The 23,594-nt window shown below is 70.5% G+C and carries 20 protein-coding genes and 2 pseudogenes; 11 read left to right on the forward strand and 11 right to left on the reverse strand.

The features are described from left to right. The 6 genes and pseudogenes from ACWD3I_RS33955 to ACWD3I_RS33980 all read left to right on the forward strand — a co-directional run. Positions 1-171: pseudogene (locus ACWD3I_RS33955) on the forward strand (sulfate adenylyltransferase subunit CysD); the annotation flags it as partial. A gap of 2 nt (positions 172-173) precedes the next feature. Next, the gene (locus ACWD3I_RS33960) at positions 174-1,502 is read left to right on the forward strand and encodes a sulfate adenylyltransferase subunit 1 (protein ID WP_365397761.1); all 1,329 of its coding nucleotides are present in this window, start codon (positions 174-176) and stop codon (positions 1,500-1,502) included. Positions 1,503-1,724: 222 nt separating this feature from the next. Beyond that, positions 1,725-2,828, forward strand: coding sequence for an aliphatic sulfonate ABC transporter substrate-binding protein (locus tag ACWD3I_RS33965; RefSeq protein WP_365397758.1), 1,104 nt, complete (start codon positions 1,725-1,727; stop codon positions 2,826-2,828). Positions 2,829-2,863: 35 nt separating this feature from the next. Further along, a complete protein-coding gene (locus tag ACWD3I_RS33970) occupies positions 2,864-3,649 on the forward strand; it encodes an ABC transporter ATP-binding protein (RefSeq protein ID WP_365397755.1) in 786 nt (261 codons plus the stop codon). Next, a complete protein-coding gene (locus ACWD3I_RS33975) occupies positions 3,636-4,520 on the forward strand; it encodes an ABC transporter permease (protein WP_365397752.1) in 885 nt (294 codons plus the stop codon). The genes ACWD3I_RS33970 and ACWD3I_RS33975 overlap by 14 nt, the downstream gene beginning before the upstream one ends. Before the next feature lie 7 nt (positions 4,521-4,527). Continuing rightward, entirely contained in the window at positions 4,528-5,277 is a 750-nt protein-coding gene (locus tag ACWD3I_RS33980; RefSeq protein WP_365397749.1) for a sirohydrochlorin chelatase, read from the forward strand. A 95-nt stretch (positions 5,278-5,372) separates the two neighbouring features. Here ACWD3I_RS33980 and ACWD3I_RS33985 read toward each other — a convergent pair whose 3' ends face one another. After that, on the reverse strand, positions 5,373-6,356 hold the full coding sequence (locus ACWD3I_RS33985; RefSeq protein WP_365397746.1) for an ArsR family transcriptional regulator: 984 nt from the start codon (positions 6,354-6,356) through the stop codon (positions 5,373-5,375). A gap of 56 nt (positions 6,357-6,412) precedes the next feature. On the opposite strand from ACWD3I_RS33985, the gene ACWD3I_RS33990 reads away from it, so the two are divergent. Continuing rightward, positions 6,413-7,696 (forward strand): MFS transporter, encoded by a 1,284-nt coding sequence (locus tag ACWD3I_RS33990; protein WP_365397743.1) that lies wholly within the window; start codon positions 6,413-6,415, stop codon positions 7,694-7,696. 48 nt (positions 7,697-7,744) lie between these two features. Here the strand turns inward: ACWD3I_RS33990 and ACWD3I_RS33995 are convergent, their stop codons facing one another. Next, positions 7,745-8,752, reverse strand: coding sequence for a ketopantoate reductase family protein (locus ACWD3I_RS33995; RefSeq protein ID WP_365397740.1), 1,008 nt, complete (start codon positions 8,750-8,752; stop codon positions 7,745-7,747). 57 nt (positions 8,753-8,809) lie between these two features. On the opposite strand from ACWD3I_RS33995, the gene ACWD3I_RS34000 reads away from it, so the two are divergent. Then, positions 8,810-9,655: a transglutaminase-like domain-containing protein gene (locus ACWD3I_RS34000; protein ID WP_365397737.1), complete on the forward strand. Its 846-nt coding sequence runs from the start codon at positions 8,810-8,812 to the stop codon at positions 9,653-9,655. Here the strand turns inward: ACWD3I_RS34000 and ACWD3I_RS34005 are convergent. Then, a complete protein-coding gene (locus tag ACWD3I_RS34005) occupies positions 9,624-10,172 on the reverse strand; it encodes a DUF1697 domain-containing protein (RefSeq protein WP_365397734.1) in 549 nt (182 codons plus the stop codon). The two genes, ACWD3I_RS34000 and ACWD3I_RS34005, sit on opposite strands and share 32 nt — an antisense overlap. Positions 10,173-10,426: 254 nt before the next feature. On the opposite strand from ACWD3I_RS34005, the gene ACWD3I_RS34010 reads away from it, so the two are divergent. After that, entirely contained in the window at positions 10,427-12,691 is a 2,265-nt protein-coding gene (locus ACWD3I_RS34010; protein WP_365397731.1) for an MMPL family transporter, read from the forward strand. A gap of 123 nt (positions 12,692-12,814) precedes the next feature. Then, entirely contained in the window at positions 12,815-13,777 is a 963-nt protein-coding gene (locus ACWD3I_RS34015; RefSeq protein ID WP_365397729.1) for a hypothetical protein, read from the forward strand. Here the strand turns inward: ACWD3I_RS34015 and mgt are convergent. From mgt to ACWD3I_RS34035, 4 genes and pseudogenes are all read right to left on the reverse strand, one after another. Further along, positions 13,774-15,040 (reverse strand): annotated as a pseudogene (gene mgt, locus ACWD3I_RS34020) (macrolide-inactivating glycosyltransferase). The gene ACWD3I_RS34015 and the pseudogene mgt overlap by 4 nt on opposite strands. Beyond that, positions 15,030-16,310 (reverse strand): ABC transporter substrate-binding protein, encoded by a 1,281-nt coding sequence (locus ACWD3I_RS34025; protein ID WP_365397726.1) that lies wholly within the window; start codon positions 16,308-16,310, stop codon positions 15,030-15,032. Before ACWD3I_RS34025 ends, mgt begins: the two are co-directional and overlap by 11 nt. Then, the gene (locus ACWD3I_RS34030; protein WP_365397723.1) at positions 16,310-17,143 is read right to left on the reverse strand and encodes a carbohydrate ABC transporter permease; all 834 of its coding nucleotides are present in this window, start codon (positions 17,141-17,143) and stop codon (positions 16,310-16,312) included. Before ACWD3I_RS34030 ends, ACWD3I_RS34025 begins: the two co-directional genes overlap by 1 nt. Further along, entirely contained in the window at positions 17,140-18,069 is a 930-nt protein-coding gene (locus tag ACWD3I_RS34035) for a carbohydrate ABC transporter permease (protein WP_451084256.1), read from the reverse strand. Before ACWD3I_RS34035 ends, ACWD3I_RS34030 begins: the two co-directional genes overlap by 4 nt. A gap of 233 nt (positions 18,070-18,302) precedes the next feature. On the opposite strand from ACWD3I_RS34035, the gene ACWD3I_RS34040 reads away from it, so the two are divergent. Further along, positions 18,303-19,166, forward strand: coding sequence for a phosphotransferase enzyme family protein (locus ACWD3I_RS34040; protein ID WP_365397720.1), 864 nt, complete (start codon positions 18,303-18,305; stop codon positions 19,164-19,166). Positions 19,167-19,184: 18 nt separating this feature from the next. Here ACWD3I_RS34040 and ACWD3I_RS34045 read toward each other — a convergent pair whose 3' ends face one another. The 4 genes from ACWD3I_RS34045 to ACWD3I_RS34060 all read right to left on the reverse strand — a co-directional run bounded on the left by ACWD3I_RS34045 (position 19,185) and on the right by ACWD3I_RS34060 (position 23,556). After that, the gene (locus ACWD3I_RS34045; protein ID WP_365397717.1) at positions 19,185-19,907 is read right to left on the reverse strand and encodes a 3'-5' exonuclease; all 723 of its coding nucleotides are present in this window, start codon (positions 19,905-19,907) and stop codon (positions 19,185-19,187) included. A gap of 97 nt (positions 19,908-20,004) precedes the next feature. After that, positions 20,005-21,246, reverse strand: a complete 1,242-nt coding sequence (locus ACWD3I_RS34050) for an SAV2148 family HEPN domain-containing protein (RefSeq protein WP_451084265.1) — start codon at positions 21,244-21,246, stop codon at positions 20,005-20,007. A gap of 103 nt (positions 21,247-21,349) precedes the next feature. Continuing rightward, positions 21,350-22,675, reverse strand: coding sequence for a copper amine oxidase (locus ACWD3I_RS34055; protein ID WP_365397714.1), 1,326 nt, complete (start codon positions 22,673-22,675; stop codon positions 21,350-21,352). A gap of 56 nt (positions 22,676-22,731) precedes the next feature. Further along, on the reverse strand, positions 22,732-23,556 hold the full coding sequence (locus ACWD3I_RS34060; RefSeq protein ID WP_266886650.1) for a Tat pathway signal sequence domain protein: 825 nt from the start codon (positions 23,554-23,556) through the stop codon (positions 22,732-22,734). Between the last annotated feature and the right edge of the window lie 38 nt (positions 23,557-23,594).

Raw genomic sequence — 23,594 nt, forward strand, 5'->3', positions numbered from 1 at the left:
ACCGTCGGCGACATGTCCTGCACCGGCGCCGTCGACTCCGACGCGGTGACGCTGGACGACGTCATCGTCGAGATCGCCGCCTCCCGGCTGACCGAGCGGGGCGCGACCCGCGCCGACGACAAGATGTCCGAGGCCGCGATGGAAGACCGCAAGCGCGAGGGGTACTTCTAAGCATGAGCACGACCACGGAACTCTCCGAGACCACGCTCCTGCGGTTCGCCACCGCCGGTTCGGTCGACGACGGCAAGTCCACGCTGGTGGGCCGACTGCTGCACGACTCCAAGTCGGTCCTCACCGACCAGCTGGAGGCGGTGGAGCGCGTCTCCGCCTCGCGCGGCCAGGAAGGCCCGGACCTGGCGCTGCTGACGGATGGTCTGCGCGCCGAGCGCGAGCAGGGCATCACCATCGACGTGGCGTACCGCTACTTCGCCACCGCCAAGCGCCGGTTCATCCTCGCGGACACCCCGGGGCACGTGCAGTACACCCGCAACATGGTGACGGGTGCCTCCACGGCCGAGCTGACGGTGATCCTGATCGACGCCCGCAACGGTGTCGTCGAGCAGACCCGCCGGCACGCCGCCCTCGCGGCGCTGCTGCGGGTGCCGCACGTGGTCCTCGCCGTGAACAAGATGGACCTCGTCGACCACCAGGAGTCCGTGTTCGCCGCGATCGCCGAGGAGTTCACGGCGTACGCGCTCGAACTGGGCGTCCCGGAGGTCACCGCGATCCCGATCTCGGCGCTCGCCGGTGACAACGTGGTGGAGCCGTCCGCGAACATGGACTGGTACGGCGGCCCGACCGTCCTGGAGCACCTGGAGACGGTCCCGGTCACCCACGACCTGAGCCACTGCCACGCGCGCCTTCCCGTGCAGTTCGTGATCCGTCCGCAGACCGCCGAGCACCCCGACTACCGGGGTTACGCGGGCCAGATCGCCGCCGGTTCGTTCCGTGTCGGCGAGGCCGTGACCGTGCTGCCGTCGGGCCGTGGCTCGCGGATCGCCGCCATCGACCTGCTGGGCGAGCCGGTCGACATCGCCTGGACGACGCAGTCGGTGACGGTTCTCCTGGAGGACGACATCGACATCTCGCGCGGCGACCTGATCGTGCCCAGCAAGGACGCCCCGCCGACCACCCAGGACATCGAGGCGACCGTCTGCCATGTGGCCGACGCGCCGCTGACCGTCGGTCACCGGGTGCTGCTCAAGCACGGCACCCGCACGGTGAAGGCGATCGTCAAGGACATCCCGTCCCGTCTCACGCTCGACGACCTGTCCCTGCACCCGCACCCGGGACAGCTCGTCGCCAACGACATCGGCCGTGTGAAGGTCCGCACCGCGGAGCCGCTGCCGGTGGACTCCTACGCCGACTCCCGGCGTACCGGTTCGTTCATCCTGATCGACCCGAACGACGGCACCACGCTCACCGCGGGCATGGTCGGCGAGTCGTTCGCGTCCCCGGAGCCCGTCAAGGACTCGGCCGAGGACGACGGGTGGGACTTCTGACATGAAGGCCACCGACTACTACTCCACGTTCGCGAAGGAGGGCGGCCGCGTCGGCAGCGGTGCGCTCGGCAGCGGGCAGGGCGGAGTGGCGCGATGTGCGCTTTGACGTACGCGCACCGCTTGCGCGCCCTCACCCCCCACCGCCGTAGACGCAGACCTGCCGACCTCCCGGCCACGACCTGAGAGACCGTGACCGCCGGGCCTCCGAGAGGAACACCTCCCGTGCCTGCTACACCCGCTCTTCGTCGCACCCTCGCGGTCATAGCCGCGCTCCCCCTTCTCACCCTCGCCGCCTGCGGCTACGGCTCCGAGTCGAAGGACGAGGGCACCGCCAAGGTCGCCGCCGGGGCCAAGAAGATCGACGGGCTCGACTCCGTCAAGATCGGCTACTTCGGCAACCTCACCCATGCCACCGCGCTGGTCGGCAAGCAGAAGGGCTACTTCCAGAAGGCGCTGGGCGCCACGGAAGCGAAGTACCAGGTGTTCAACGCCGGTCCCTCCGAGATCGAGGCCCTCAACTCGGGCTCCATCGACATCGGCTGGATCGGCCCCTCCCCGGCGATCAACGGCTTCACCAAGTCCAAGGGCACCAACCTGCGCATCATCGGCGGTTCGGCGTCCGGCGGCGTGAAGCTCGTCGTCAACCCGGAGAAGATCAAGTCCCTGAAGGACGTCAAGGGCAAGAAGATCGCCACCCCGCAGCTGGGCAACACGCAGGACGTGGCGTTCCTCAACTGGATCTCGGACCAGGGCTGGAAGGTCGACGCCGAGAGCGGCAAGGGCGACGTGTCGGTGATCCGTACCGACAACAAGGTCACCCCGGACGCCTACAAGTCCGGTTCCATCGACGGCGCCTGGGTGCCGGAGCCGACCGCGTCCAAGCTGGTCGCCGAGGGCGGCAAGGTGCTCCTCGACGAGGCTGACCTGTGGCCGGACAAGAAGTTCGTGATCACGAACATCATCGTGTCGCAGAAGTTCCTCAAGGCGCACCCGAAGGCCGTCGAGGCGGTCCTGAAGGCCTCGGTCGAGGCCAACAAGTGGATCAACGCCAACCCGGACGAGGCCAAGGCCGCGGCGAACAAGCAGCTGGAGGCCGACTCGGGCAAGGCGCTCCCGACGGACGTCCTGGACCCGGCGTGGAAGTCCATCCAGTTCACCAACGACCCGCTGGCCACCACCCTCAACACCGAGGCGGAGCACGCGGTGAAGGCCGGTCTGCTGGAGGACCCGCTGCTGGACGGCATCTACGACCTCACGCTTCTGAACAAGGTCCTCGAGGCCGCGGGTGAGAGCACGGTCGACGACGCCGGTCTCGGCGTCAAGTAAGTCCTGACCCCCTAAGTCCCCAGGAGGTGACGACCATGGCCACCGCGGTTGCCAAGGCCGAGCAGGCCGAGTCAGTCGAGTACGCCGCCCGGATCGAGCATGTCTCGAAGTCCTTCGCGGGTCCCGCCGGGCAGCAGCTCGTCCTCGACGACATCACCCTCGATGTCGCACCGGGCGAGTTCGTCACCCTCCTGGGGGCCTCGGGCTGTGGCAAGTCCACGCTGCTCAACCTGGTCGCGGGTCTCGACGACCCGAGCGCGGGCAGCATCAAGACGGACGGGCGCCCTGCCCTGATGTTCCAGGAACACGCTCTGCTTCCGTGGCTGACGGCGGGCAAGAACATCGAACTCGCCCTCAAGCTCAGGGGAGTTCCGAAGAACGAGCGGCGCGAGAAGGCGGAGTCGCTGCTCGAACTCGTGCGGCTGCAGGGCGCGCACGGCAAGCGGGTGCACGAGCTGTCGGGCGGTATGCGCCAGCGCGCGGCGCTGGCCCGGGCTCTCGGCCAGGAGAGCAGCCTGCTGCTGATGGACGAGCCGTTCTCGGCTCTCGACGCCATCACGCGGGACGTGCTGCACGACGAGCTCACCCGTATCTGGCAGGAGACCGGGGTCTCCGTCCTGTTCGTCACGCACAACGTGCGCGAGGCGGTGCGGCTCGCGCAGCGCGTGATCCTGCTGTCGTCGCGGCCGGGCCGGATCGCCCGCGAGTGGACGGTCGGCATCCCGCAGCCGCGCCGCATCGAGGACGCCCCGGTCGCCGAACTGTCCCTTGAGATCACCGATGTACTGCGTGGGGAGATCCGCCGTCATGGCCAGCACTGACACGACACCGGTCCAGGACACCGGGAGCGTAGAGGCGGGCCTCGACGCGCTGGACACCCAGGTCACGGGCCGGCCGCCGTTCCGGCAGACCTTCCGCGAGAAGATCTTTCCGCCGCTCGTCGCGACCGCCGTGGTCCTGGTGATCTGGCAGGCGCTGATCTCGTTCGACATCGTCACCGACCCGACCAAGCTGCCCTCTCCCGGCGATGTGGCCGCCGAGTTCAAGGACGCCTGGCTGGAGGGCAAGCTCCTCGGCTACATCTGGACCAGCGTCGAGCGCGGTCTGCTCGGCTTCCTGCTGGCGCTGGCGATCGGCACCCCGCTGGGTCTGGTCGTGGCCCGGGTGAAGTTCATCCGTGCGGCGATCGGACCGGTCCTGTCGGGTCTCCAGTCGCTGCCGTCGGTGGCGTGGGTGCCGCCGGCGGTCCTGTGGCTGGGCCTGAACAACTCGATGATGTACGCCGTCATCCTGCTCGGTGCGGTCCCGTCCATCGCCAACGGTCTGGTCTCCGGCATCGACCAGGTGCCGCCGCTGTTCCTGCGGGCCGGCCGCACGATGGGCGCGACCGGATGGAAGGGTGCCTGGCACATCGTCCTGCCTGCCTCGCTGCCCGGCTATCTGGCCGGTCTGAAGCAGGGCTGGGCGTTCTCCTGGCGCTCGCTGATGGCGGCGGAGATCATCGCCTCCTCGCCCGATCTGGGCATCGGTCTCGGCGCGCTGCTGGAGAACGGCCGCAACGCCAGCTCCATGCCGATGATCTTCGAGGCCATCTTCCTGATCCTGTTCGTCGGTATCGCCGTCGACCTGCTGGTCTTCAGCCCTCTGGAGCGGCGGGTGCTGCGCAGTCGCGGTCTGCTGGTGAAGAGCTGAGGTTCGCATGCACGACAAGCCGGTCCGCCCCGTCCTTCTGGTGATCGCCCACGGCAGCCGTGATCCACGGCACGCCGCGACGGTGCACGCCCTCGTCCGCCGGGTGCGCTCCATGCGCCCCGGTGTACGGGTGGAGACCGGCTTCCTGGACTTCAACGTCCCCTCCGTCCAGGGGGTGTTGGAGTCGCTCGCGGCGGAGGGCGTCCGTGATGTGGTCGCCCTCCCGCTGCTGCTGACCCGCGCGTTCCACGCGAAGGCGGACATCCCCGCGGTCCTCAGGGACGCTCCGCCGCAGCTGCGGATCCGCCAGGCGGAGGTGCTGGGCCCGTCCCCGCTCCTGCTGTCGGCGCTGGAACGGCGTTTGTTCGAGGCGGGGTTGACGCCCGCCGACAAGTCCTCGACCGGGGTCGTACTGGCCTCGGCGGGGTCCACGGACCCGGAGGCGATCGCAGTGATCGCAGCAATCGCGCGGGAGTGGCGGCGCACCGGTTGGTGTGCCGTGCGGCCTGCGTTCGCCTCCGCCGCGTTGCCCCGCACGGAGGACGCGGTCCGCGAACTCCGTTCCCTGGGCTGCCCCCGGGTGGCCGTCGCGCCGTACGTCCTCGCTCCCGGCTTCCTGCCGGACCGGATCGCGCGGGGCGCGGCGGAGGCGGATGTGCTCGCCGATGTGCTCGGCCCGTCGCCGGAGGTGGCGCGGGTGTTGTTGGAGCGGTACGACGAGGCTCGGGTGCCGACACTGGCGGTAGTGGGCGCGTAGCCGTCCGCGGGGCGGTGGGGGCTGGTCGCGCCCACGCGGCGGAGCCGCAAATCGATACAGCCCCGCGCCCCTGGGCAGGTGCCGGCGGAGTCCGCTCAACGGCACAGGTCGTCTCCGAGCCTCGTGCGCGCATACCGGACGACCCTCCCGCTGCGTGTCCTGCTGAGCAGTCCCGCGTCGTAGAGCACCGCGAGATGCTGACTGACCGCACCCGGCGTGACGTTCAGGCGGTGGGCCAGTTCGGTCGTCGAGGCGGGTTCCGCGAGGAGCAGCAGGAGTCCGGCCCTGGGGCGGCCCAGCAGACGTGTCAGGGCGTCGTCGGTGACCGGGGGCGGTTCCTCGGAGAGGGTGGCGCGGCCGCGGGCCGGGTAGACGAGGGTCGGCGGGCGGTCGGGGTCGATCAGGGGCTGGGCGCCGCGGGCGAACATGGTCGGCAGCAGTACGAGGCCGCGTCCCGCGATGCTGGTGTCGCCCCATGGCGCCTGCTGCATGAAGTCCTGTGTGGACAGCGTCAGTCGGCCGTCGGTCCAGGAGAGCCGCCGGTCGAGGTCCTCGAACATCGCGCCGGCGCCCTGCTCCGCCAACACCCGCCCGTAGTGGGCGAGATCGGCCTCCAGGATGCTCTGCACGCGCGGCCACCAGTCGGTGACCAGGCAGGTGTGCCAGTAGGCGGCGAGTGCGTCCGCGACCCGGGCGAGGAAGGCCTCCGGTTCGGCGAGGCCCCGGGCCACGACGGGCGGCAGCGCGTCCTCGGTCCGGTAGGCGGCACGGAAGTCGGCCTCCAGGACGTCCCGGGGCGTACGGCGGACCCGGTCCAGTTCGTCCGCGAAGGCGGGGCGGGCCCGTTCGGGGCGCGGGGTGAGGAAGTCCGGCACCCACAGCCAGGGGGTGGTGAGGGCGGTGAGGAGTTCGTGGTCGAGGCCTTCGAGGCGAGGGCGCATCCGGCGCAGCCACGGCCGGTGGTGCGGGTAGCGGGCCGGGTCGTGCAGACAGCGCAGCGAGAACACCGTCTCCTGGAGCGGGGAGTACGCGAAGGAGGTGGTGGCGAGGTCGCCGACCTCGAAGCGGAACTCAATCATTTAGTGCCACGCTAAATCATTGTCGGCGCGGGCCGGCCGCCGGGTGGGATGTCCGCATGACCACGACACCCGCCGCCGTGCCCGCCTCCGCCGGCCGGGAGCTGCGTCCCTCGCGGCTCCCCACCGACCCGACGCTGCGCCGCGCCGCCCTGCTCACCGCCGTCAACTCCCTCGGCAACGGGCTCTACTTCCCGCTCGGCGTCCTGTACTTCACCCGCGTCGTCGGCCTCGACGCCACCTCGGTGGGGCTCGGGATGACGGGCGCGGGCCTGGTCGGGGTGGCGGCCGGGGTGCCGGCGGGGCGGGCCGCGGACCGGTGGGGTGCCCGGCAGGTGGGGGCGTGGCTGTGGGCGGGGACGGGGGTGGCGACGGCCGCGTACGTCCTGGTGCAGTCGTACGTCGGGTTCCTTGTCGCGGCGGTCTGCGCGACGGGGCTGCAGATGGCGAGCCGCGGGGTGCAGGGCGCGATCTACGCCGATGTGCTGCCCGCGGCGACCCGGGTGGAGGCGCGGGCCTATCTGCGGATGGTGACGAACGTCTTCATGGGCGTGGGCGGCGTGTTCGGTGCGATCGCCCTCCAACTCGACACCCGCGGCGCCTATATGACGGTGATCGTGGTCAACGCCCTGTCGTTCGCGGGCCCCGCCCTGCTGCTCCCCCGGCTGCCGCTGGCACCGCACGCCCTGGAGCGGACGGCCCATGCGCCGGGCGCCCCGGCCGCCGACCGCTGGCGGGCGGTGCGCGACCTGCCGTTCCTCGCGGTGACCGTGCTGAACGCGATCCTGGTCGCGCAGTACACGCTGAGCGAGGTCGGGTTGCCGCTGTGGATCGTCGAGCGGACCGAGGCGCCGCGCTGGACGGCGGCCCTGCTGATGATCCTCAACTGTGTGCTGGTGGCACTGCTCCAGGTACGGGTGGCCCGCCGGGCCTCCCAAGTCCCGTCCGCGGTACGGGCGATGGGCTTCTCGGGGCTGCTGCTCTCGGCGGCCTGTGCGGTGTACGCGCTGTCGTCGGGCCTGTCGCCGGTGTGGGCGGTGCTCGCGCTGAGTGTCGGCGCGGTCGTGCAGGTCTTCGCCGAGGTGCTGTCCGCGGCGGGCGGCTGGACGCTCGGCTACGAGCTCGCCGATTCCCGCGCCCACGGGGTGTACCAGGGGGTGTTCGGCGCGGGCATGTCGGCGGGCATGATGGCCGGCCCCGCGCTGGTCACGGTGACCGCGATCCAGCACGGTTCGGCGGGCTGGGTGGTGCTCGGCGTCCTGTTCGCGGCCGCGGGGCTGGCGGTGGCACCCGCCGTCCGCTGGGCGCAGCGCAACGGTGAGTGGCGCGGTGACAAGAGCTGACGTATCCCTCCTGTCGCGGTCGAGGCGCCGGGCGGCACCGCCCGGTCTTCAGCGTTCCGCGTCGTCGGCCAGCCGCATCAGCTCGGCCACCGGCATCGCTCCCGCCGCCCGGCGCTCGCGGGCGAAGGTGTTGGCGAGGCGCTGGAGCAGGTCGTTGAGCGGGGTCGGTAGGCCGTGGAGGCGGCCGAGAAGGGCGATCTCGCCGTTGAGGTAGTCGGCCTCGATGGTGCCGGTGCCGCGGGTGAGGGACTGCCAGGAGGAGCCGCCGCCGCGCGGGGTGCCGTGGAGCGGGACGAGGAAGACCTTGTCGCCGCGGACCGCCTTCTGCTCCTCGGTGTCCGCGTACGGGATCCCGGCGGCTTCGAGGACGGCCGCGCCCTCGGCCTTCACGCGCTCGAAGAGCGCCACCGCCTCCGTGCTCTCCATCGGCCCGGTGACGGCCTCCAGCGCGTTCCCGAGGTTGGCCAGCAGCTTGGCGTACTGCCAGCGCGCCACGTCCGGCGTGACCGGCGCCTCGAAGTGCGACTTCTCCAGGTCGGCGGCTACCAGCCGGGCGGTCTCGTCGGTGCCGTGCGGGTAGCGGCCGAGGTGGAGGATGCCGGTGAGCGGGCTGCCGGCGGCGCTGACGACGCCCGGTTCGATGTAGGTGCAGGGCAGCCAGACGCAGACGCCGTACACGTTCCGGAAGACCCGCAGGGCGAGCCGCTGGCTCTCCACGCCGTTCTGGGCGCACAGGAGCGGCAGCCGCTCGGCCGCCGTACCGCCGCCCGCGACCGGTGCCGGGCCCCAGATCTGGAGGGCGGCCGCGCTGTCCTGGGTCTTCACGGCGAGGACGAGCACGTCGTCGGCGCGCAGCTCACCGAGCCCGGTGGGCTCCTCGACGACCGGCAGCCGGTACGTCAGCTCACCCTCCGGCACCCTGAGCCGCAGCCCGCCCTCCTCCAGCGCCGCACGATGGGCGCCACGCGCGACCAGGACCACCTCGTGCCCCGACCCCGCGAGCCGCCCGCCGATGGTCCCGCCGACCGCCCCTGCTCCGATGATGATGTAACGCATGGGACGAGCCTCGCACGCTTGACCTTGTCCTTGGGTAAAGGCCGAGGCTCCCCGGCCATGGACAGCTACCTGCACCAGACCCCGTACAGCGACCCGGGGAACCTGGACCTCACCGGCCTGCCGCGCGATCCGGCTGAACTCACCCGTCTCGTACGGGATCTGATCATCCATCGGCTGGAAGGCCGGCGCTTCGGGTACACCGTCCCGGAGGAACGGCTGCACGAGGACGCCGAGTCGCGGTACGTCACCGAGATCCTGCGGATCCTGCGCGAACGCCGGGACGCGCCGCTCACCGAGGCCCGCGCGCCGCACGAGCGGTTCGTGGGCACCTGCCGGGACTTCTCCCTGCTGTTGTGCTCGCTGCTGCGGGCGACGGGGACGCCCGCGCGGATCCGCGGCGGCTTCGCGACCTACTTCGTGGCGGGGTTCCACGAGGACCACTGGGTCACCGAGTACCGCCTCCCGGACGGGAGTTGGCGGCTGGTCGACCCGCAGGTCACGCACCCGTCGTACGGCATCCCCTTCGACCCTCTGGACGTACCGCGCGATCGCTTCCTCCTGGCCGCGGACGCCTGGCGGGCGTGCCGCGACGGGGCCGCCGATCCCGCGACGTTCGGGTTCTGGAGCGTCGCGGGGCTGAGGGGGCTGTGGCTCGTCCGGGCCAGGCTCCTCCAGGATCTCGCGGCCCTGAACGGCGTGGAGCCGCTCCCCTGGGACGGCTGGGGCCCGCGGCAGGTCATGGACGACGCGGATCTCACCGCCGACGACCTCGCCCTGATGGACGCGGTCGCCGCGGGCGAGGTGCCCGACGGGATGTCGTCCGTGCCGGACACGGTGACCTCGTACACCGTCCACTCGGGTCCACGACAGGTCACTCTGCGGCGGTCATCTCCACCAGCTTGACGACGGTGTTCCAGTTGCGGGTGGTGGCGATCAGGCCCTTGTTCACGCGTGGCTTGGCGAGCTGTTCGGAGAGTTTGGAGCGGCCCAGGCCGGTCGGCGCGTAGAGATAGAGGGCGCGGTCGCCGAGCCTGAACTCCTCGGGGAGGAAGGCGCCTTGGTCGATGGCGGCGAAGCGGTCCGCGTCGACGGGCCCGGAGAAGTAGGTGACGTGGAGCTGCTTGCCCTCCAGTTCGGCGGCCGGGAAGGGGCAGGCGTCGGCGATCGCGGCGAGATAGGCGTGGTCGCGGACGATCACGTCGACCGAGAAGCCGAAGTGCTTCTCGACCGCGGCCGTGAGCTCGGCGGCGAGGGACTCCTCGTCGCCGTGGCCGGCGGTGAAGACGGCCTGGCCGCTCTGGAGGTAGCTGCGCACGCCGCCGTGGCCCAGGCCCTCGATCAGCGTGCGCAGTTCCACCATCGGGACCTTCTTGGCTCCGCCCACGTTGATCCCGCGCAACAGCGCCGCATACGTCGTCATGGGCACACCCTAGGGCGGCCTCTCCCCGATGGCCTCCCCGCAGAGCCGCCGTTAGGTGTAAGGGTCACCCTCCTCCTCAGTGAGGAGGGTCCGGGGGGTCCGAGCGGACGATCCCGCCCACCTCACTTCACCAGGCAGAACGACGAGATGGCTTTATCCGCGCCATACCTTCGAATCGAACGGTGTGCGGCACGGGTCGCCATCGTCTCGTGGCGGCAGGGGGCCGTCACGTCGATCAAGGGGGCAAGCCCGTCATGGGGAACGGAGAAACACGCGTACGGGGCCTCGCGGCCCGGGCCGGCGGCTGGAGCGCCCGGCATCGCTGGGCAGCGGTCGGCATCTGGGTGCTGTTCGTGGTCCTGGCGATGGGACTCGGTTCGGCGGCGGGCCGGGTCGACGTCGACGAGAGCGAAGGCCTGAAGGGCGAGACGCACACCGCCGCGACGATCATCAAGGACGCCGACATCGAGGAACCGGCCGGTGAGACGGTCCTCGTCCAGGCGAAGGGCAGCGGGCTGAAGGCGACGGACGCCGAGTTCCGGGCCGCCGTGGACGCGGTCGTCAAGGCCGTCGACGCGACCGGGAAGGTCACGGACGTCCAGTCGCCGTACACCGCCGACACGATCTCGAAGGACGGCCGCAGCGCGCTGGTGCAGTTCGACATGCGCGGCGACGCGGAGACCGCGGCCGAGCGGGTCGAGCCGGTGCTGAACGCGGTCGAGAAGGTCCAGCAGGAACACTCCTCGGTGCGGATCGAGGAGATCGGCAGCGCCAGCATGCAGAAGACGTTCGACGACGCGTTCGGCGACGACTTCAAGAAGGCCGAGTACTCCGCCCTGCCCGTGGCCCTCGGCATTCTGCTCGTGGCCTTCGGTGCCCTGGTGGCAGCGCTCGTGCCGGTGCTGCTGGCGATCACCGCGATCATGGCGACGATGGGTCTGATGGGCATCGTCAGCCATGTGATGCCGATGGGCGATGTCGCCAACTCGGTGATGCTGCTGGTCGGTCTGGCCGTCGGTGTCGACTACTGCCTGTTCTATCTGCGCCGTGAGCGCGAGGAGCGCGAGGCCGGCCGGGACGCCCAGACGGCCCTGCGCATAGCCGCCGCCACCAGTGGCCGCGCGATCATCGTCTCCGGTGTCACGGTGTGTGTGGCGATGGCCGGCATGCTCTTCACGGGGATCGCCGACTTCGAGGCGATGGGCCTGGCTTCGCTGATCGTCGTCGCCGTCGCCATGGTCGGCTCGGTGACCGTGCTGCCGGCGGTGCTGTCGCTCCTCGGCCATCGGGTCGAGAAGGGCAAGATCCCCTTCCTGCACCCGGAGAGCCGCCTTCGCCGCAACCGCGGGCGCGTCAACCGGGAGAGCCGGTTCTGGACGGTCGTCCTCGACGGCGTGCTGAAGCGTCCCATGGTCTCGGTCGTCGTCGCGGCCGGTGTGCTGCTCGCGATCGCGGCTCCCGCGGTCGGCATGAAGACCCAGAACCTCACGCTGGACCAGGAGTTCGGCGACTCGCTGCCGATCGTGCAGACCTACGACCGGGTCAACGAGGCCTTCCCGGGCGGCTCGGAGCCCGCCGAGGTGATCGTCAAGGCGGACGACATCAACGCCCCGGAGGTGACGAACGCGCTGGCCGCCTTCAAGCAGGAGGCGATCGCCTCGGGTGCCTCGCGCGGCCCGGTGGAGATCAAGCTGCACGACGCACAGAACCTCGCCTTCGTGTACGTCCCGCTGGTCGGCGGCTCCGACCTCGACAAGGCGGGCGAGAGCCTGGAGAAGCTGCGGGACGAGGTGCGGCCCGCCACGCTCGGCAAGGTGGACGGTCTCGAGGCACCGATCACCGGGCAGGTGGCCGGTTCGAACGACTTCAACGAGCAGCTGACCGGCGCGGTCGTCCCGGTCTTCGCGTTCGTCGTGGTCTTCGCCTTCCTGTTGATGCTGCTGTCGTTCCGCTCGCTGACGATCGCGATCACCTCGATCGTGCTGAACCTGCTGTCGGTGGGTGCGGCGTACGGCATCCTCGTCGCCGTCTTCCAGCACGGCTGGGGCGCGTCCCTGGTGGGCGCGGAGGGTGTGGGCGCCATCATCAGCTGGCTGCCGCTGTTCCTCTTCGTGATCCTGTTCGGGCTGTCGATGGACTACCACGTGTTCGTGGTCTCCCGGATCCGCGAGGCCCGGCTGCGCGGCCGTACGACGAAGGACGCGATCCAGCACGGTGTGGTCACCACCGCCGGTGTCGTCACCAGTGCCGCGGTCATCATGGTCGCCGTGTTCGGGATCTTCGGCACGCTGTCCATGCAGTCCATGAAGCAGATGGGTGTGGGCCTGGCGGCCGCGGTGCTCATCGACGCGACGATCATCCGGGGTGTGCTGCTCCCGGCGGTCATGGCACTGCTCGGTGAGCGCAACTGGTATCTGCCCAAGTGGCTGAACCGGCTGCCGGACCTCACGCACGACGAGGCGCCCGAGGCCGTGGTGGAGTCGGCGCGGGACGACGAGGGCGATCGCGTCCCTGTCTGAGTCCGCCCGTTGACTGAAGGCCCGTTGGTGTCCCGGGGGAACCAACGGGCCTTCGCCTGCCTCTAGTCTCTGGCCGAACACGGGCGTTCGAACACGGGGTCCGATCACGGGGGAGGTCACCACATGGACAGGCGAGGCCTGTTGAAGGGCGTGCTGGCGGGGGCGGTGGCCGGGCCGGCCGTCGGGCTGGCGGGCGCGGGGCCGGCGAGCGCGGCACCGGCACAGTTCGACGTCCTCATCGGGGACGTCAATTCGGGAAAGATCTTTCTCTTCGACCGCAACAAGCCGTTCACCGACGCCAACATCAAGTGGTCGCTGAACCCCGCCGGTTCGGGCCACCCCATGGAGCACCGGTTCCGCGACACGAACGGCGACGGCCGGATCCTGCTGGCCGTGACGGGTACGCCGACCAGCGGCACGGCGAGCATCTACCGCCGCTCGGACAAGAGGAAGCTGTGGGAGGCGAAGGTCCCGAACTACCCGCACGCCATCGAACGTGCCCGTGGCACCGGCGTGGTCGTGGTCGCGGGCCGCAGTCACGGCAGCGGCGGCGGCTCGGCGACGGGCGGCAGCCTGCATGTGTTCCGGCCGACGGACAGCCACAGCGGCTCACTGGTGAAGGCCGGCAGCCCGGTCCCGTTCCACCAGGCGCACGGCCTGCTGTGGGACCCGCAGTCGGAGCGGATGTGGGTGACGGGCGGGAAGCGGCTGACGGCGTACCGGATCGTGACGACGGGCGGCACGGCCAAGCTGGTCGAGGACACCGACCGTCGCCTGGACGCCTTCACCCGCGCCCACGACCTCCAGCCGGACCACCGGAACCCCGGCCGGCTGCTCGTCACGGACACCTACGGCGTGTACGCCGTCGACAAGGCGACCATGACCAAGAGCGCCCCGCTGCACAGCCGCCGGCTGGTGAAGTCGTACGTCCACCACTCGTCCGGCGAGCGGATGTGGACGGGTGCCGTGGAGGGCGGGAACGCCTTCGGCACCCAGTACGTCCACTTCGATGTGAGCGGGGTCGCCCGGGCCCGCAACGGGGCGATCGTCTACAAGGCGCGTCTCGACACGCCGAACTACCTCTAGCGGGTGGGAAGTTCGGCCTCGATGAGGTCGGCGGCCCGCTGGGTGCCGCCCTCGTCGGCCATCCGGGTCTGGATGTCCTTCAGCTTCCGCGCGACCTCGGGGTCGTCCACGAGGGCGAGGGCGGCGGTCCGCAGGGTCTCGGCGGTGGCCTCCTCGGTGGGGATGTGCCGGGCGACGCCGAGCGCCTGGAGCATGTCGGCGTTGCCGAACTGGTCCACGGCCTGCGGTACGGCGATCATCGGCGTGGCGGTGGCCAGCCCCTCCTGGCTGCCGCCGGCGCCGGCGTGGGTGACGAACAGGTCGGCGTGGCGCAGGATCGCCAACTGCGGGACCCAGGCCCGTACTTCGACGTTCGCGGGGATGTCGCCCAGTTCGGCCGGGTCCACGCTCCTGCCGATCTGGAGCACCAGATACCAGCCCGGCAGGTCACCGAAGGCCTTCAGGCACTCCCGGTAGAAGCCGGGCTGCTTGGTGAAGGACGACCCGAGCGACACCAGCGCCACCTTCTCGGCGTCCGCGGGCCGCTGCCAGTCGCCCTCCGCGCCGCGGTCGCCCTGACAGGCGCCGACGAAGCTGTGAACGGTCTCGTCGACCCGGTCGGCGTTGGGCTGCAGCGCCTCGGGGATCAGGACGATGGAGCGAGGAGGGCGGCCGGCGAAGTCGTCGGGGTGCTGGGTGATCCCGTTCTCCTCCAGCCAGGCGTGGAAGCGGGCGTAATAGACCTGTCCACGCTCGGTCTTCTTCGGCTCCGCCCACATCGGCTCGGCGACCTCCTCCTCGTAGCCCTCCCAGGCGACGAGGTTCGGCGAGAGCGAGACGGCGGGCACGCCCCAGCGATGGGCGAGGACGCGGGCCGGGTACGAGGTGATGTCGTGCAGGACGAGATCCGGCTCGTCCCCGTCGTACGCCTCGATCAGCTGCGGGAGCGCCTGGACGGCATCGGCGAGGAACGGCTCCACGTTGTCCAGCAGTGTGCTGCCCCACACCTCCGGGTCGGCGCCGGGGCCGGGCAGGGTGGAGTTCCAGAGCTTGGGCTCGGCGCCGGTCTCGGCGACCTTCTCCGCGAAGACCGGCGGGATGGCGTAGGTGACGCGGTGGCCGCGCGCGACGAGCTCCCGGATCACTTCCAGGCTCGGGTTCACGTGGCCGTGGGCGGCGATGGAGAACATGGCGATGTGTGCGGGAGTGGTCATGGCGTCGACCGTAGGCGAGACGATACGTCTCGTGCAACCTCTTTTCGTGAGCCTCACAGCTAGCGCTGATAGCGGGCGAGCACCAGATTGCCGTCCTTCTCCAGCCGCTCACGCAGCTCGTCGAGTCCGATCGCCCCGCTGTAGTACTCCTGGAAGGCCGGCGTGGCGACCTTGTCCTTCCACTCGGGGTAGCCGCGCACGGACTGGGCGGGTGCCGAGCGCAGCCGGCCGGCGAGCGCGGTCCCCGTGGCCCAGTCGTTCTCGCTCGTGCGCAGGGCCGGGTCTTTCAGAGCCTCGGTGCCGGTGGGCAGCATCCAGTCGCCCAGCGCGAGGCGCACCATGTTCTTCGGCCGGAGCAGGAAGTCGACGAACTCGACCGCCGCCTTCTTGTGCGGGCTGTCCTCGGCGACGGAGAGGGTCTGCGGGCTGACGCCCTGACTGAGCCCGTCGGCGCCGGCCGGGGCGGGCAGCACCTGCCAGTCGAAGCCCTTCGGTGCCTGCTGGACGATCTGCTGGCGGTAGGAGAAGCCGAGCGGGACCATCGCGTACTTGCCACCGAAGAAGCCGGGCAGGGTGTCCGAGCCACCGCTGCCGAGAGTGGTGGGCGAGGCGCTGCGGTCGGTGTTCGCCTGGTCGTGGACGGTGCGCGGCACGACCTCGTCGCCCTCCTCGAACCGGATCGTCACCTTGCCGTCGGAGCCCCGGTGGAAGAGCTGTCCGCCCGCCGACAGGGACAGGTTGAGCGTGGCCGAGACGGGCTCCTTGAGCGGCCAGGCGACGCCGTACTTCCCGTCGCCGCTCAGCTGGTCGGTGATCTGCCGGAACTCCGGCCAGGTCCAGGGGTCGTCGGGGGTCGGGATCCGTACGCCGGACTCCTTCAGCCACTCGGCGTTGGCGATCAGCACCCGCGGCTCCTGGAGGAAGGGCACGCCGTAGACACCGTCACCGAAGGTCGTCGTGTCCCAACTCCGCTGCGGGATGTCCGACGTGAGCCGGGCGGGCAGCAGGTCGGTCAGGTCGGCGAGATAGCCGCCGTACGCGAAGTCCGCCAGGTCGTCGGAGGCGTCATGGATGATGTCCGGCGCCTCGCCGCCCTCGAAGGAGGTGAGGAGCTGGTCGTGGACGCTGTCCCAACTGCCCTGGACGTACTCGACCTTGACGTCCGGGTCGGTCGCGTTCCACTCCTTCACCAGCTGCCGGTTCGCCGCTACGGACTCCTCCTGCCAGGCCAGGGACTGGAAGCGGAGGGTGACGGTGCCGTCGTCGTCGCCTGCACCGCCGCCGGTGCAGGCGGTGAGCAGCAGGGTCAGGCACAGGGCGACGATCCATCGCGTTCGCATCAGCTCTTCACCGCCCCGGTCAGCATGCCGCCCGTGATCCGCCGCTGGATGATCGCGAAGACGACCAGGGAGGGCAGGGTCGCCAGGAACGCGGCGGCGGCCAGCGGGCCCAGGTCGGCGACGCCCTCCGCGCCGATGAAGTGGGTGAGGACGACCGGCAGGGTCTGTTTCTCCGGGGTCTTCAGCAGGACCAGCGCGAAGAAGAACTCGTTCCACGCCGTGATGAACGCGAACAGTGCCGTCGCCACGATCCCCGGCGCGAGCAGTGGCGCGGTCACCGACACCAGGGTCCGCAGCCTCCCGGCCCCGTCGACGGCCGCCGCCTCCTCCAGCTCGACCGGCACCGCCCGGACGTATCCGACGAGCATCCACAGCGCGAACGGCAGCGCCCACACGACGTACACCAGCACCAGTCCGAACAGCGAGTTGATCAGCTGAAGGTTCTTCAGCACCAGGAACAGCGGGATGATCACCAGCACCAGCGGGAACGCCTGGCTGACCACCACCCAGCCGGTCGCCGCCCGCGCGAGCAGCGTGCGGCGCCGGGCCATGACGTACGCCAGCGGGGTCGCGATCAGTACGGCGACGAGGGCGGCGCCGAGCGCGGCGAGCAGGGAGTTGCCCGCGGCGCGCAGCAGCGGCTGTTCGTCGAAGGCCTGCCGGAAGTTGTCGAGGGTGGGGTCCTCGGGGATCCAGGTCGGGTGCAGACTGCCCAGTTCCCGGGGCGACTTGAAGGCGGTGGAGATGAGCCAGAGGAACGGGAACGCGAGGAAGACGAGATACGCGAGCAGGGCGGCGTACTGTCCGACGCGGCCCGTGGTGCTGGTCCTCATGCCTTGTCACCTCCCCTGATCCGGCCCACCAGGAAGACGGCGAGGAGCAGGGAGATCACCGCGACCATCACACATCCCATGGCCGCCGCGTACCCGAACTGCCCGTAGCGGAAGGCCTCCTCGTAGGCGAAGAGCATGGGCAGCCGGGTGCGGCCGCCGGGTCCGCCGCTGGTGAGCACGTAGACCAGGGCGAAGGAGTTGAAGTTCCAGATGAGGTTGAGCGCGATCATGGAGAGGGCGACCGGCCTCAGGGCGGGCCAGGTGACCGTCCGAAAGCGCCGCCAGGCACCGGCTCCGTCGACCGCCGCCGCCTCGTGCAGTTCGCGCGGGGTGTTCTGCAGACCCGCGAGCAGGGCGACCGTGGTGGTCGGCATGCCGGCCCAGATGCCGACGACGATCACCGCGGGCAGGGCGGTGCCCAGACCGCTGAGCCAGTCACGGCCGTCACCGAGTCCGAGGTCGCGCAGGGTCTCGTTGAGGACGCCGGCGTCCGGGTTGTAGACGAGACGCCACATCACACCGACGACGACCTCGGGCATGGCCCACGGGATGATCGCCAGCGCACGGGCCAGCCATCTCAGCCGCAGGTCCTGGTTGAGCAGCAGGGCGAGCCCGAGGGCGAGCAGGAACTGCGGCACGGTCACCCCGACGGCCCACACCAGGCCGATCCGGAACGACTCCCAGAACAGCGTGTCGTGCAGCAGGTCCTGGAAGTTGAGGGTGCCGATCCACTGCGTGGAACGGGTCCGGCCGGACTGGGCGTCCGTGAACGCCAGCAGGATGCCGTACAGCAGCGGGCCGACGCTCAGCACCAGGATGGGGATCAGCGCGGGCAGCACCAGGAACCAGGCCCCGCGGTCCACCACCCGCCGGTCCGCGCCGGCGCGTGGCGCACCCCGCGTCGACCGTTCGGTCACGGTTGTCACGTGATCGGCTCCTTCGCACGGCTCGTGACGGGGACCGGCCAGGCCCCGCCCCCGGTGGGCCTCCGTCATGGTCGTGAAGGGGTTATGGGTCGTCAAGGCACAGCGCACACCGTCCGACCTGTACGAATGCGAGACTGGCCGACGGATGGCGGGAAGTCGACGCCGTGTGCACGAGCACATCGGCATATCCGGGACATCCGGCACGGGCAGGGTCGAGGAGACGGAGGCGGACGATGGACGAGGCACGGGCGCGGGACGTACTGGCCGCGGCGGGAGTGCTCCCCGGGCCGGTCGCCGAGGCACGGCTGCTCGCGCTGGGTGAGAACGCGGTGTTCGCCTCCGGTGACCTGGTCGTCAAGGTCGGCCGGGACGCCGAGCTCCTGGACCGGGCCCGCCGGGAGCTGGACATCGCGGCGTGGCTCGCCGAGGCGGATGTGCCGGCGGTGCGGGCGGCCGAGCCGAAGGCACTGCTCGTCGAGGGACACCCGGTGACGGTGTGGCACCGGCTGCCCGATCCCGTACGGCCCGCCGAGCCCCGGGATTTGGCCGAACTCCTACGGGTGGTCCACGCTCTCCCCTCCCCCGCCTTCACGCTTCCGCCCCGCGAGCTGCTGGGCGGTGTGGAACGCTGGCTGCGTCTCGCGGGCGAGGCGATCGACCCCGCGGACGCGGCGTACCTCCGAGAGCGCCGGGACGGTTTCGCCGCGGCCGCGGCCGCACTCACCCCGCAGCTGCCGCCCGGCCCCATCCACGGCGACGCACTCCCCCGCAATGTGCACATCGGCCCCGACGGCCCGGTCCTGGTGGACCTGGAGACGTTCTCCGCCGACCTGCGCGAGCACGACCTGGTGGTGATGGCCCTGTCCCGCGACCGCTACGGGCTGCCCACCGCGGCCTACGACAACTTCACCGAGGCCTACGGTTGGGATGTGCGCGAGTGGGAGGGCTGTTCGGTCCTCCGGGGCGCCCGCGAGACGGCGAGCTGCGCCTGGGTGGCGCAGCACGCACCCGTCAACCCGGAGGCGCTGACCGAGTTCGAGCGTCGGGTGGCGTCTTTGCGGGACGGGGACGAGACGGTGCGGTGGTATCCGTTCTGAGCCGTTCGCCCCGAGGGGTCAGACCGTTTCGTCCGCCAACTCCCTGAGCGGCCACGTCCCGTCGACCACCGCGTCCGTCTCGCCCTTGCGGCGCAGGAAGCTCTGGAAGTCCGCCGCCCACTCCGCGTACCACTCGATCTGTCGGCGGTGCAGTTCCGCCGGGCCGAGGGAGGCGATCTTGGGGTGGCGGTCGGCTATCGCGTGGGCGAGCCGGGCCGCGGCGAGGGCGTCCGCCGAGGCGTTGTGGGCGGCGTCGAGCGGGACTCCGTACTCCCTGCACACCGCTTCGAGGTTGCGCTTGCCGCGGCGGTAGCGGTCGACGGACCGGTCGATGGTGTACGGGTCGACGACCGGGGCCGGATCGACGCCGCCCAGGCGGTCCCGCAGCGAGGGCAGGCCGTGTCGGCGCAGCTCCGCCGAGAGCAGGGTCAGGTCGAAGGCCGCGTTGTAGGCGACGACCGGGACGCCCGTCTTCCAGTAGGTCGCCAGGACGTCGGCGATGGCGTCCGCGACCTGGTCGGCCGGGCGGCCCTCCGCGGCCGCGCGTTCATTGCTGATCCCGTGGACCGCCACCGCGTCCGCGGGGATCTCCACGCCCGGGTCCGCCAGCCATTCGCGGTGCCCTATGGGCTGTCCCGCCCTGACCTCGATCACGGCCCCCGTGACGATGCGCGCCTCGCGCGGATCGGTTCCGGTCGTCTCCAGGTCGAAGCCGATCAGCAGCTCCTGGTGCCAGCCCATGCGGCGGCCCCCCTTCTTGGTGGTGCTTTCCCCCAGTGGTCTCCACGATCCCATGCGCCACTGACAATCAGAGGACCGCGTTCCACTTAGGGAACTTTCAGGACACCGGTCGTGAATCCACCCAAGACGTCTCGAACTCCTCGCGGTAGGTCGGGAAGAGTCCACTGTCGTCGATCTCGCCCGGCTTGACCACTTTGTTCCCGTTGCGCAGCACCAGCACCGGCGCCTCCATGCCCCGCGACCGCCGCAGATAGGACTGCACGACGGCGACCCCGTCCGCGCCGTCCCCGTCGACGAGGTAGGCGGTGAAGCGCGGTGTCTCGTCGTACACCTGGATCTCGAAGGCGCCCGGGTCGCGCAGCCGGGACCGCACCCGGCGCATGTGCAGGATGTTCATCTCGACGGCACGGCTCAACTCACCGCGCTTGATACCGAGTTCACGCTCGCGCCGTTTGACGGCACTGGACGCCGGGTTCAGGAACAGCAGCCGCGCCCGGCACCCGGCCTCGGCGAGGCGCAGCAGCCGGCGGCCGGAGAAGTTCTGCACGAGCAGGTTGAGGCCGATGCCGACGGCGTCGAGACGGCGGGCGCCGCCGAAGATGTCCTCGGCGGGGAACTGGCGCAGCAGCCGTACCCGGTCGGAGTGGACGGCGACCACGTCCGCGTACCGGTCGCCGACGAGGTCCTCGACCGCGTCCACGGGGAGCCGGCGCGCGGACGGCACGTCGCCGCCGGCGCCGAGTATCTCCAGCAGTTTCGCCGAGGCCCGCTCGGCCTGGCCCAGGACGGCCTCGGACAGGGCCCGGTTGCGCGAGACGACGTTCCGGGTCACTTCCAGTTCGTCCAGGGCGAGTTCGACGTCCCGGCGCTCGTCGAAGTAGGGCTCGAAGCACGGCCAGTGCTGCACCATCAGCTCGCGCAGCTGCGGCAACGTGAGGAAGCTCAGGACGTTGTCGTCGGCCGGGTCGAGCAAGTAGCCCTTGCGGCGGCTGACTTCGCGTACGGCGACCGCGCGCTGCACCCACTCCTGGCCGGCCGGTCCCGCGGCGGCGACCACCCAGTCGTCGCCGTGGACGGGTTCGTAGATGGGACGCAGGACAGCGGCCACGACCGCGCGCAGCCGCTGTTCGACGAGGTTCAGCCAGATGTAGGCCCGGCCGGCTCGCTGGGCGCGCGTACGCACCTCGCGCCAGGCGTCGGCGTCCCAGTCCAGCTCCGGCCCGATGGAGCCGGCGGCGTCCATGGGCCGTGCCAGCGACACCGTGCCGGGCGGGACCTCTGCGGAGTTCCCCTCGTGACCCTCGTCACCAGGGGGCAACTCCAGCCCTCCCGAGCCCACCCGCGCACCGCCTTCCGCTCCCCCGAGCACTGCCCTTGCCAACGATCAAGGAAGGGTACTCCGGGAGCGGTCGGCGGTGCAGCCGGATGGACAGGGTCGTTTCTCAACTACCGCGGTTCCAGTCGCCGTTCTGCCCGGCGAGGGCCGCGGGAGTGAGCGGATTCATAGCCGTGACGTCGCGCGGGGCGATGGAGAAGCCCTGCCAGTGGACCGGCATCGGCTGCTGGTCCTCGTCCCGGGCGATGTGGTGGAAGCCGATGTTCATCCAGACCACGGGGTGGGTGAGGGCCTGTCCGTTCACGAACTTGTCGACGGACGAGCCCGATCCGGTGGCGCAGCCGGGCTGGTTCTCACTGGCGTACTTCTCGCACTTCTTGTACTCGGTGAAGTACACGTCGTGCTTGGTGAAGGGGCGGCCGGAGTACTTGCTGGTGGGTCCGGGGACGAGCTCGTACGAACGCGGATGGCCGTCCTTGTTCTTGCCCGCCGAACTCACCACGCGCCACCAGCGCATGTTCTTGCTGTCGCCCGCCAGTTCCTTGGTCACCGTGGTGCGGGTGGTCTTGGCGGTCGGGCCGTTTCCGGCGCCGGCCGGGGCGGTGACCTTCGAGTCGTACTGCTCGACCTTCGCCTTGGAGGAGCCGTCGAGGGCGAAGTCGAGCTTCCAGAAGACGTTGTGGCTGTGGCTGTCCGCCTTGGCCGCCGCGCCCTTGCCGATCGGCCAGCTGCGGCCGTCACCGGCGTCGTAGTCGTACGGCGAGAGGCTGCCGGTGGCGCCGACGTTCATGTTGACGGTGCCGTCGTCCTGGAAGCGCCACTCGGTGATGTACTCGTACCAGTCGACCTTGTTGACCGTGTAGACGAGCAGGTCCTTGCCCTGTGCCTGGTAGACCGTGTTGTTCTGGTCGTAGTTCATGAGGCGGTAGGCGTGGCCGCGGGTCTTGGTGGTGGTGCACAGGCCCTTGATGTTCGGGTCCTGGTAGTACGAGGTGTTCTTGACCTTGACCGTCTTGATCGTGCCGCCCGGGCACTCCGCGGCGGTCATGTTCATCAGACCGTCGCCGAAGTTGTACGTCGTCAGGTCGTTGTACTCGCTCCTGCCGTCGTCGTACGGCACGTGGATCTGGGCGAGCCTGGCGCTGTTGAGGACCTTGATCGGCTTGGTCTCGCCGGGCGGCTGGTAGGAGATGTCCTCCAGGACGATCCCGGCCTTGCTCTCGAAGCGCCAGCACATCCGCCAGGTCGTGCCGGAGGCGAGCTTCTTCTCTATCTGGTACGCCGTGCTGCAGTCGGCGGCCGCCGCGGCGGGGGCGGCCTTCGGCTGGGCGATGGCCGGGCCCGCACCGGTGGTCACGCCGGCCGCCAGGGCCATGACGGCGACACCCAGGAGCGTCCGCCTGCGGGCACGGCTCATTCTGTTCACACGCATGAAGAAATGACTCCCTTACAGGAGGTGCGAAGGGGAAAAGTGAACGGGCGGGCGGCTCAGCCGCGGACGATCTCGACGACCTTGCGGGTGCTCAGGTCGATGACCAGGTCCCGGGTGTCGATCCACGGTCCGTTCTTGACCTTCGGGGTGAGCGTCGCGCAGCGGTGCTCGCCGCAGGCCGTGAGCGCGGCGGGCCTGATCCCCGGGTTCGCCCTGAAGACCATGCTGTTCAGCTGGAGCTGGTCCGGCGAGGTGAGCTCCTTGCCGGTGGCGTCCTTGTAGTCGCCCTTCAGCCCCGCGGACAGCGGGTCGGCGAGCAGCAGCCGGGCCGCCTCGGCCGTCTCGGCCCGGCTCAGCGGCGGCTGCACGCCGTGGCTGGTGGAGGTCCCCTCGACCTTGCCGGTGTCGAGATTGACGGTCCGGGTGACGAGGGTGTCGTCCTTGTAGTCGTAGTACGTCACGTCGGCGCGCCGCGGCGCGTTCGGGTCGTCCAGCTCGCTCGTCTCGGGGTCGGCGAGGTCGATGCCGAGCTGCTGCGGGCCGCGGTCCCCGTCGACGTCCTCACTGGCGTTGAACAGCTGCCGGTTGAGGGCGAGTTTCGCGACCCGCTCCATCTCGTCGTCGGTCAGCGGGTCGCGGCCCTTGCCCTTGTCGCCCTCGGCGGGGGCTTCCTCGACGACGCCCGGCGCGGCGGCCGAACCCTGCGTCTCCTGGTCCTGCTGCTGCCCGGCGGCCGCCTGCCCGCCCCCCTTGGTCCCTCCCGTTTCGTCGGCCCCGGCCGTGCCCGGCAGGGTGATTCCGACCATCACGGCGGTCGAGGCCACCGCGATGGCCGCACCGGCCACCACCTTGCCAAGGTGGCGGCGCACTATTTCGCGCACGTCTTTCCCCCTACTCCCCCTGGTCACGGGAGTATGTG

This window comes from Streptomyces sp. NPDC002817 (assembly GCF_053592055.1).

Coding starts and splice junctions, on each gene's coding strand:
- ACWD3I_RS34010 (WP_365397731.1), top strand. CDS start 10,427: ATGGGGAACGGAGAAACACGCGTACGGGGCCTCGCGGCCCGGGCCGGC.
- ACWD3I_RS33960 (WP_365397761.1), top strand. CDS start 174: ATGAGCACGACCACGGAACTCTCCGAGACCACGCTCCTGCGGTTCGCC.
- ACWD3I_RS33990 (WP_365397743.1), top strand. CDS start 6,413: ATGACCACGACACCCGCCGCCGTGCCCGCCTCCGCCGGCCGGGAGCTG.
- ACWD3I_RS33970 (WP_365397755.1), top strand. CDS start 2,864: ATGGCCACCGCGGTTGCCAAGGCCGAGCAGGCCGAGTCAGTCGAGTAC.
- ACWD3I_RS33985 (WP_365397746.1), bottom strand. CDS start 6,356: ATGATTGAGTTCCGCTTCGAGGTCGGCGACCTCGCCACCACCTCCTTC.
- ACWD3I_RS34030 (WP_365397723.1), bottom strand. CDS start 17,143: ATGAGGACCAGCACCACGGGCCGCGTCGGACAGTACGCCGCCCTGCTC.
- ACWD3I_RS34025 (WP_365397726.1), bottom strand. CDS start 16,310: ATGCGAACGCGATGGATCGTCGCCCTGTGCCTGACCCTGCTGCTCACC.
- ACWD3I_RS34045 (WP_365397717.1), bottom strand. CDS start 19,907: ATGGGCTGGCACCAGGAGCTGCTGATCGGCTTCGACCTGGAGACGACC.
- ACWD3I_RS34055 (WP_365397714.1), bottom strand. CDS start 22,675: ATGCGTGTGAACAGAATGAGCCGTGCCCGCAGGCGGACGCTCCTGGGT.
- ACWD3I_RS34015 (WP_365397729.1), top strand. CDS start 12,815: ATGGACAGGCGAGGCCTGTTGAAGGGCGTGCTGGCGGGGGCGGTGGCC.
- ACWD3I_RS34000 (WP_365397737.1), top strand. CDS start 8,810: ATGGACAGCTACCTGCACCAGACCCCGTACAGCGACCCGGGGAACCTG.
- ACWD3I_RS33995 (WP_365397740.1), bottom strand. CDS start 8,752: ATGCGTTACATCATCATCGGAGCAGGGGCGGTCGGCGGGACCATCGGC.
- ACWD3I_RS33975 (WP_365397752.1), top strand. CDS start 3,636: ATGGCCAGCACTGACACGACACCGGTCCAGGACACCGGGAGCGTAGAG.
- ACWD3I_RS33980 (WP_365397749.1), top strand. CDS start 4,528: ATGCACGACAAGCCGGTCCGCCCCGTCCTTCTGGTGATCGCCCACGGC.
- ACWD3I_RS34040 (WP_365397720.1), top strand. CDS start 18,303: ATGGACGAGGCACGGGCGCGGGACGTACTGGCCGCGGCGGGAGTGCTC.
- ACWD3I_RS34005 (WP_365397734.1), bottom strand. CDS start 10,172: ATGACGACGTATGCGGCGCTGTTGCGCGGGATCAACGTGGGCGGAGCC.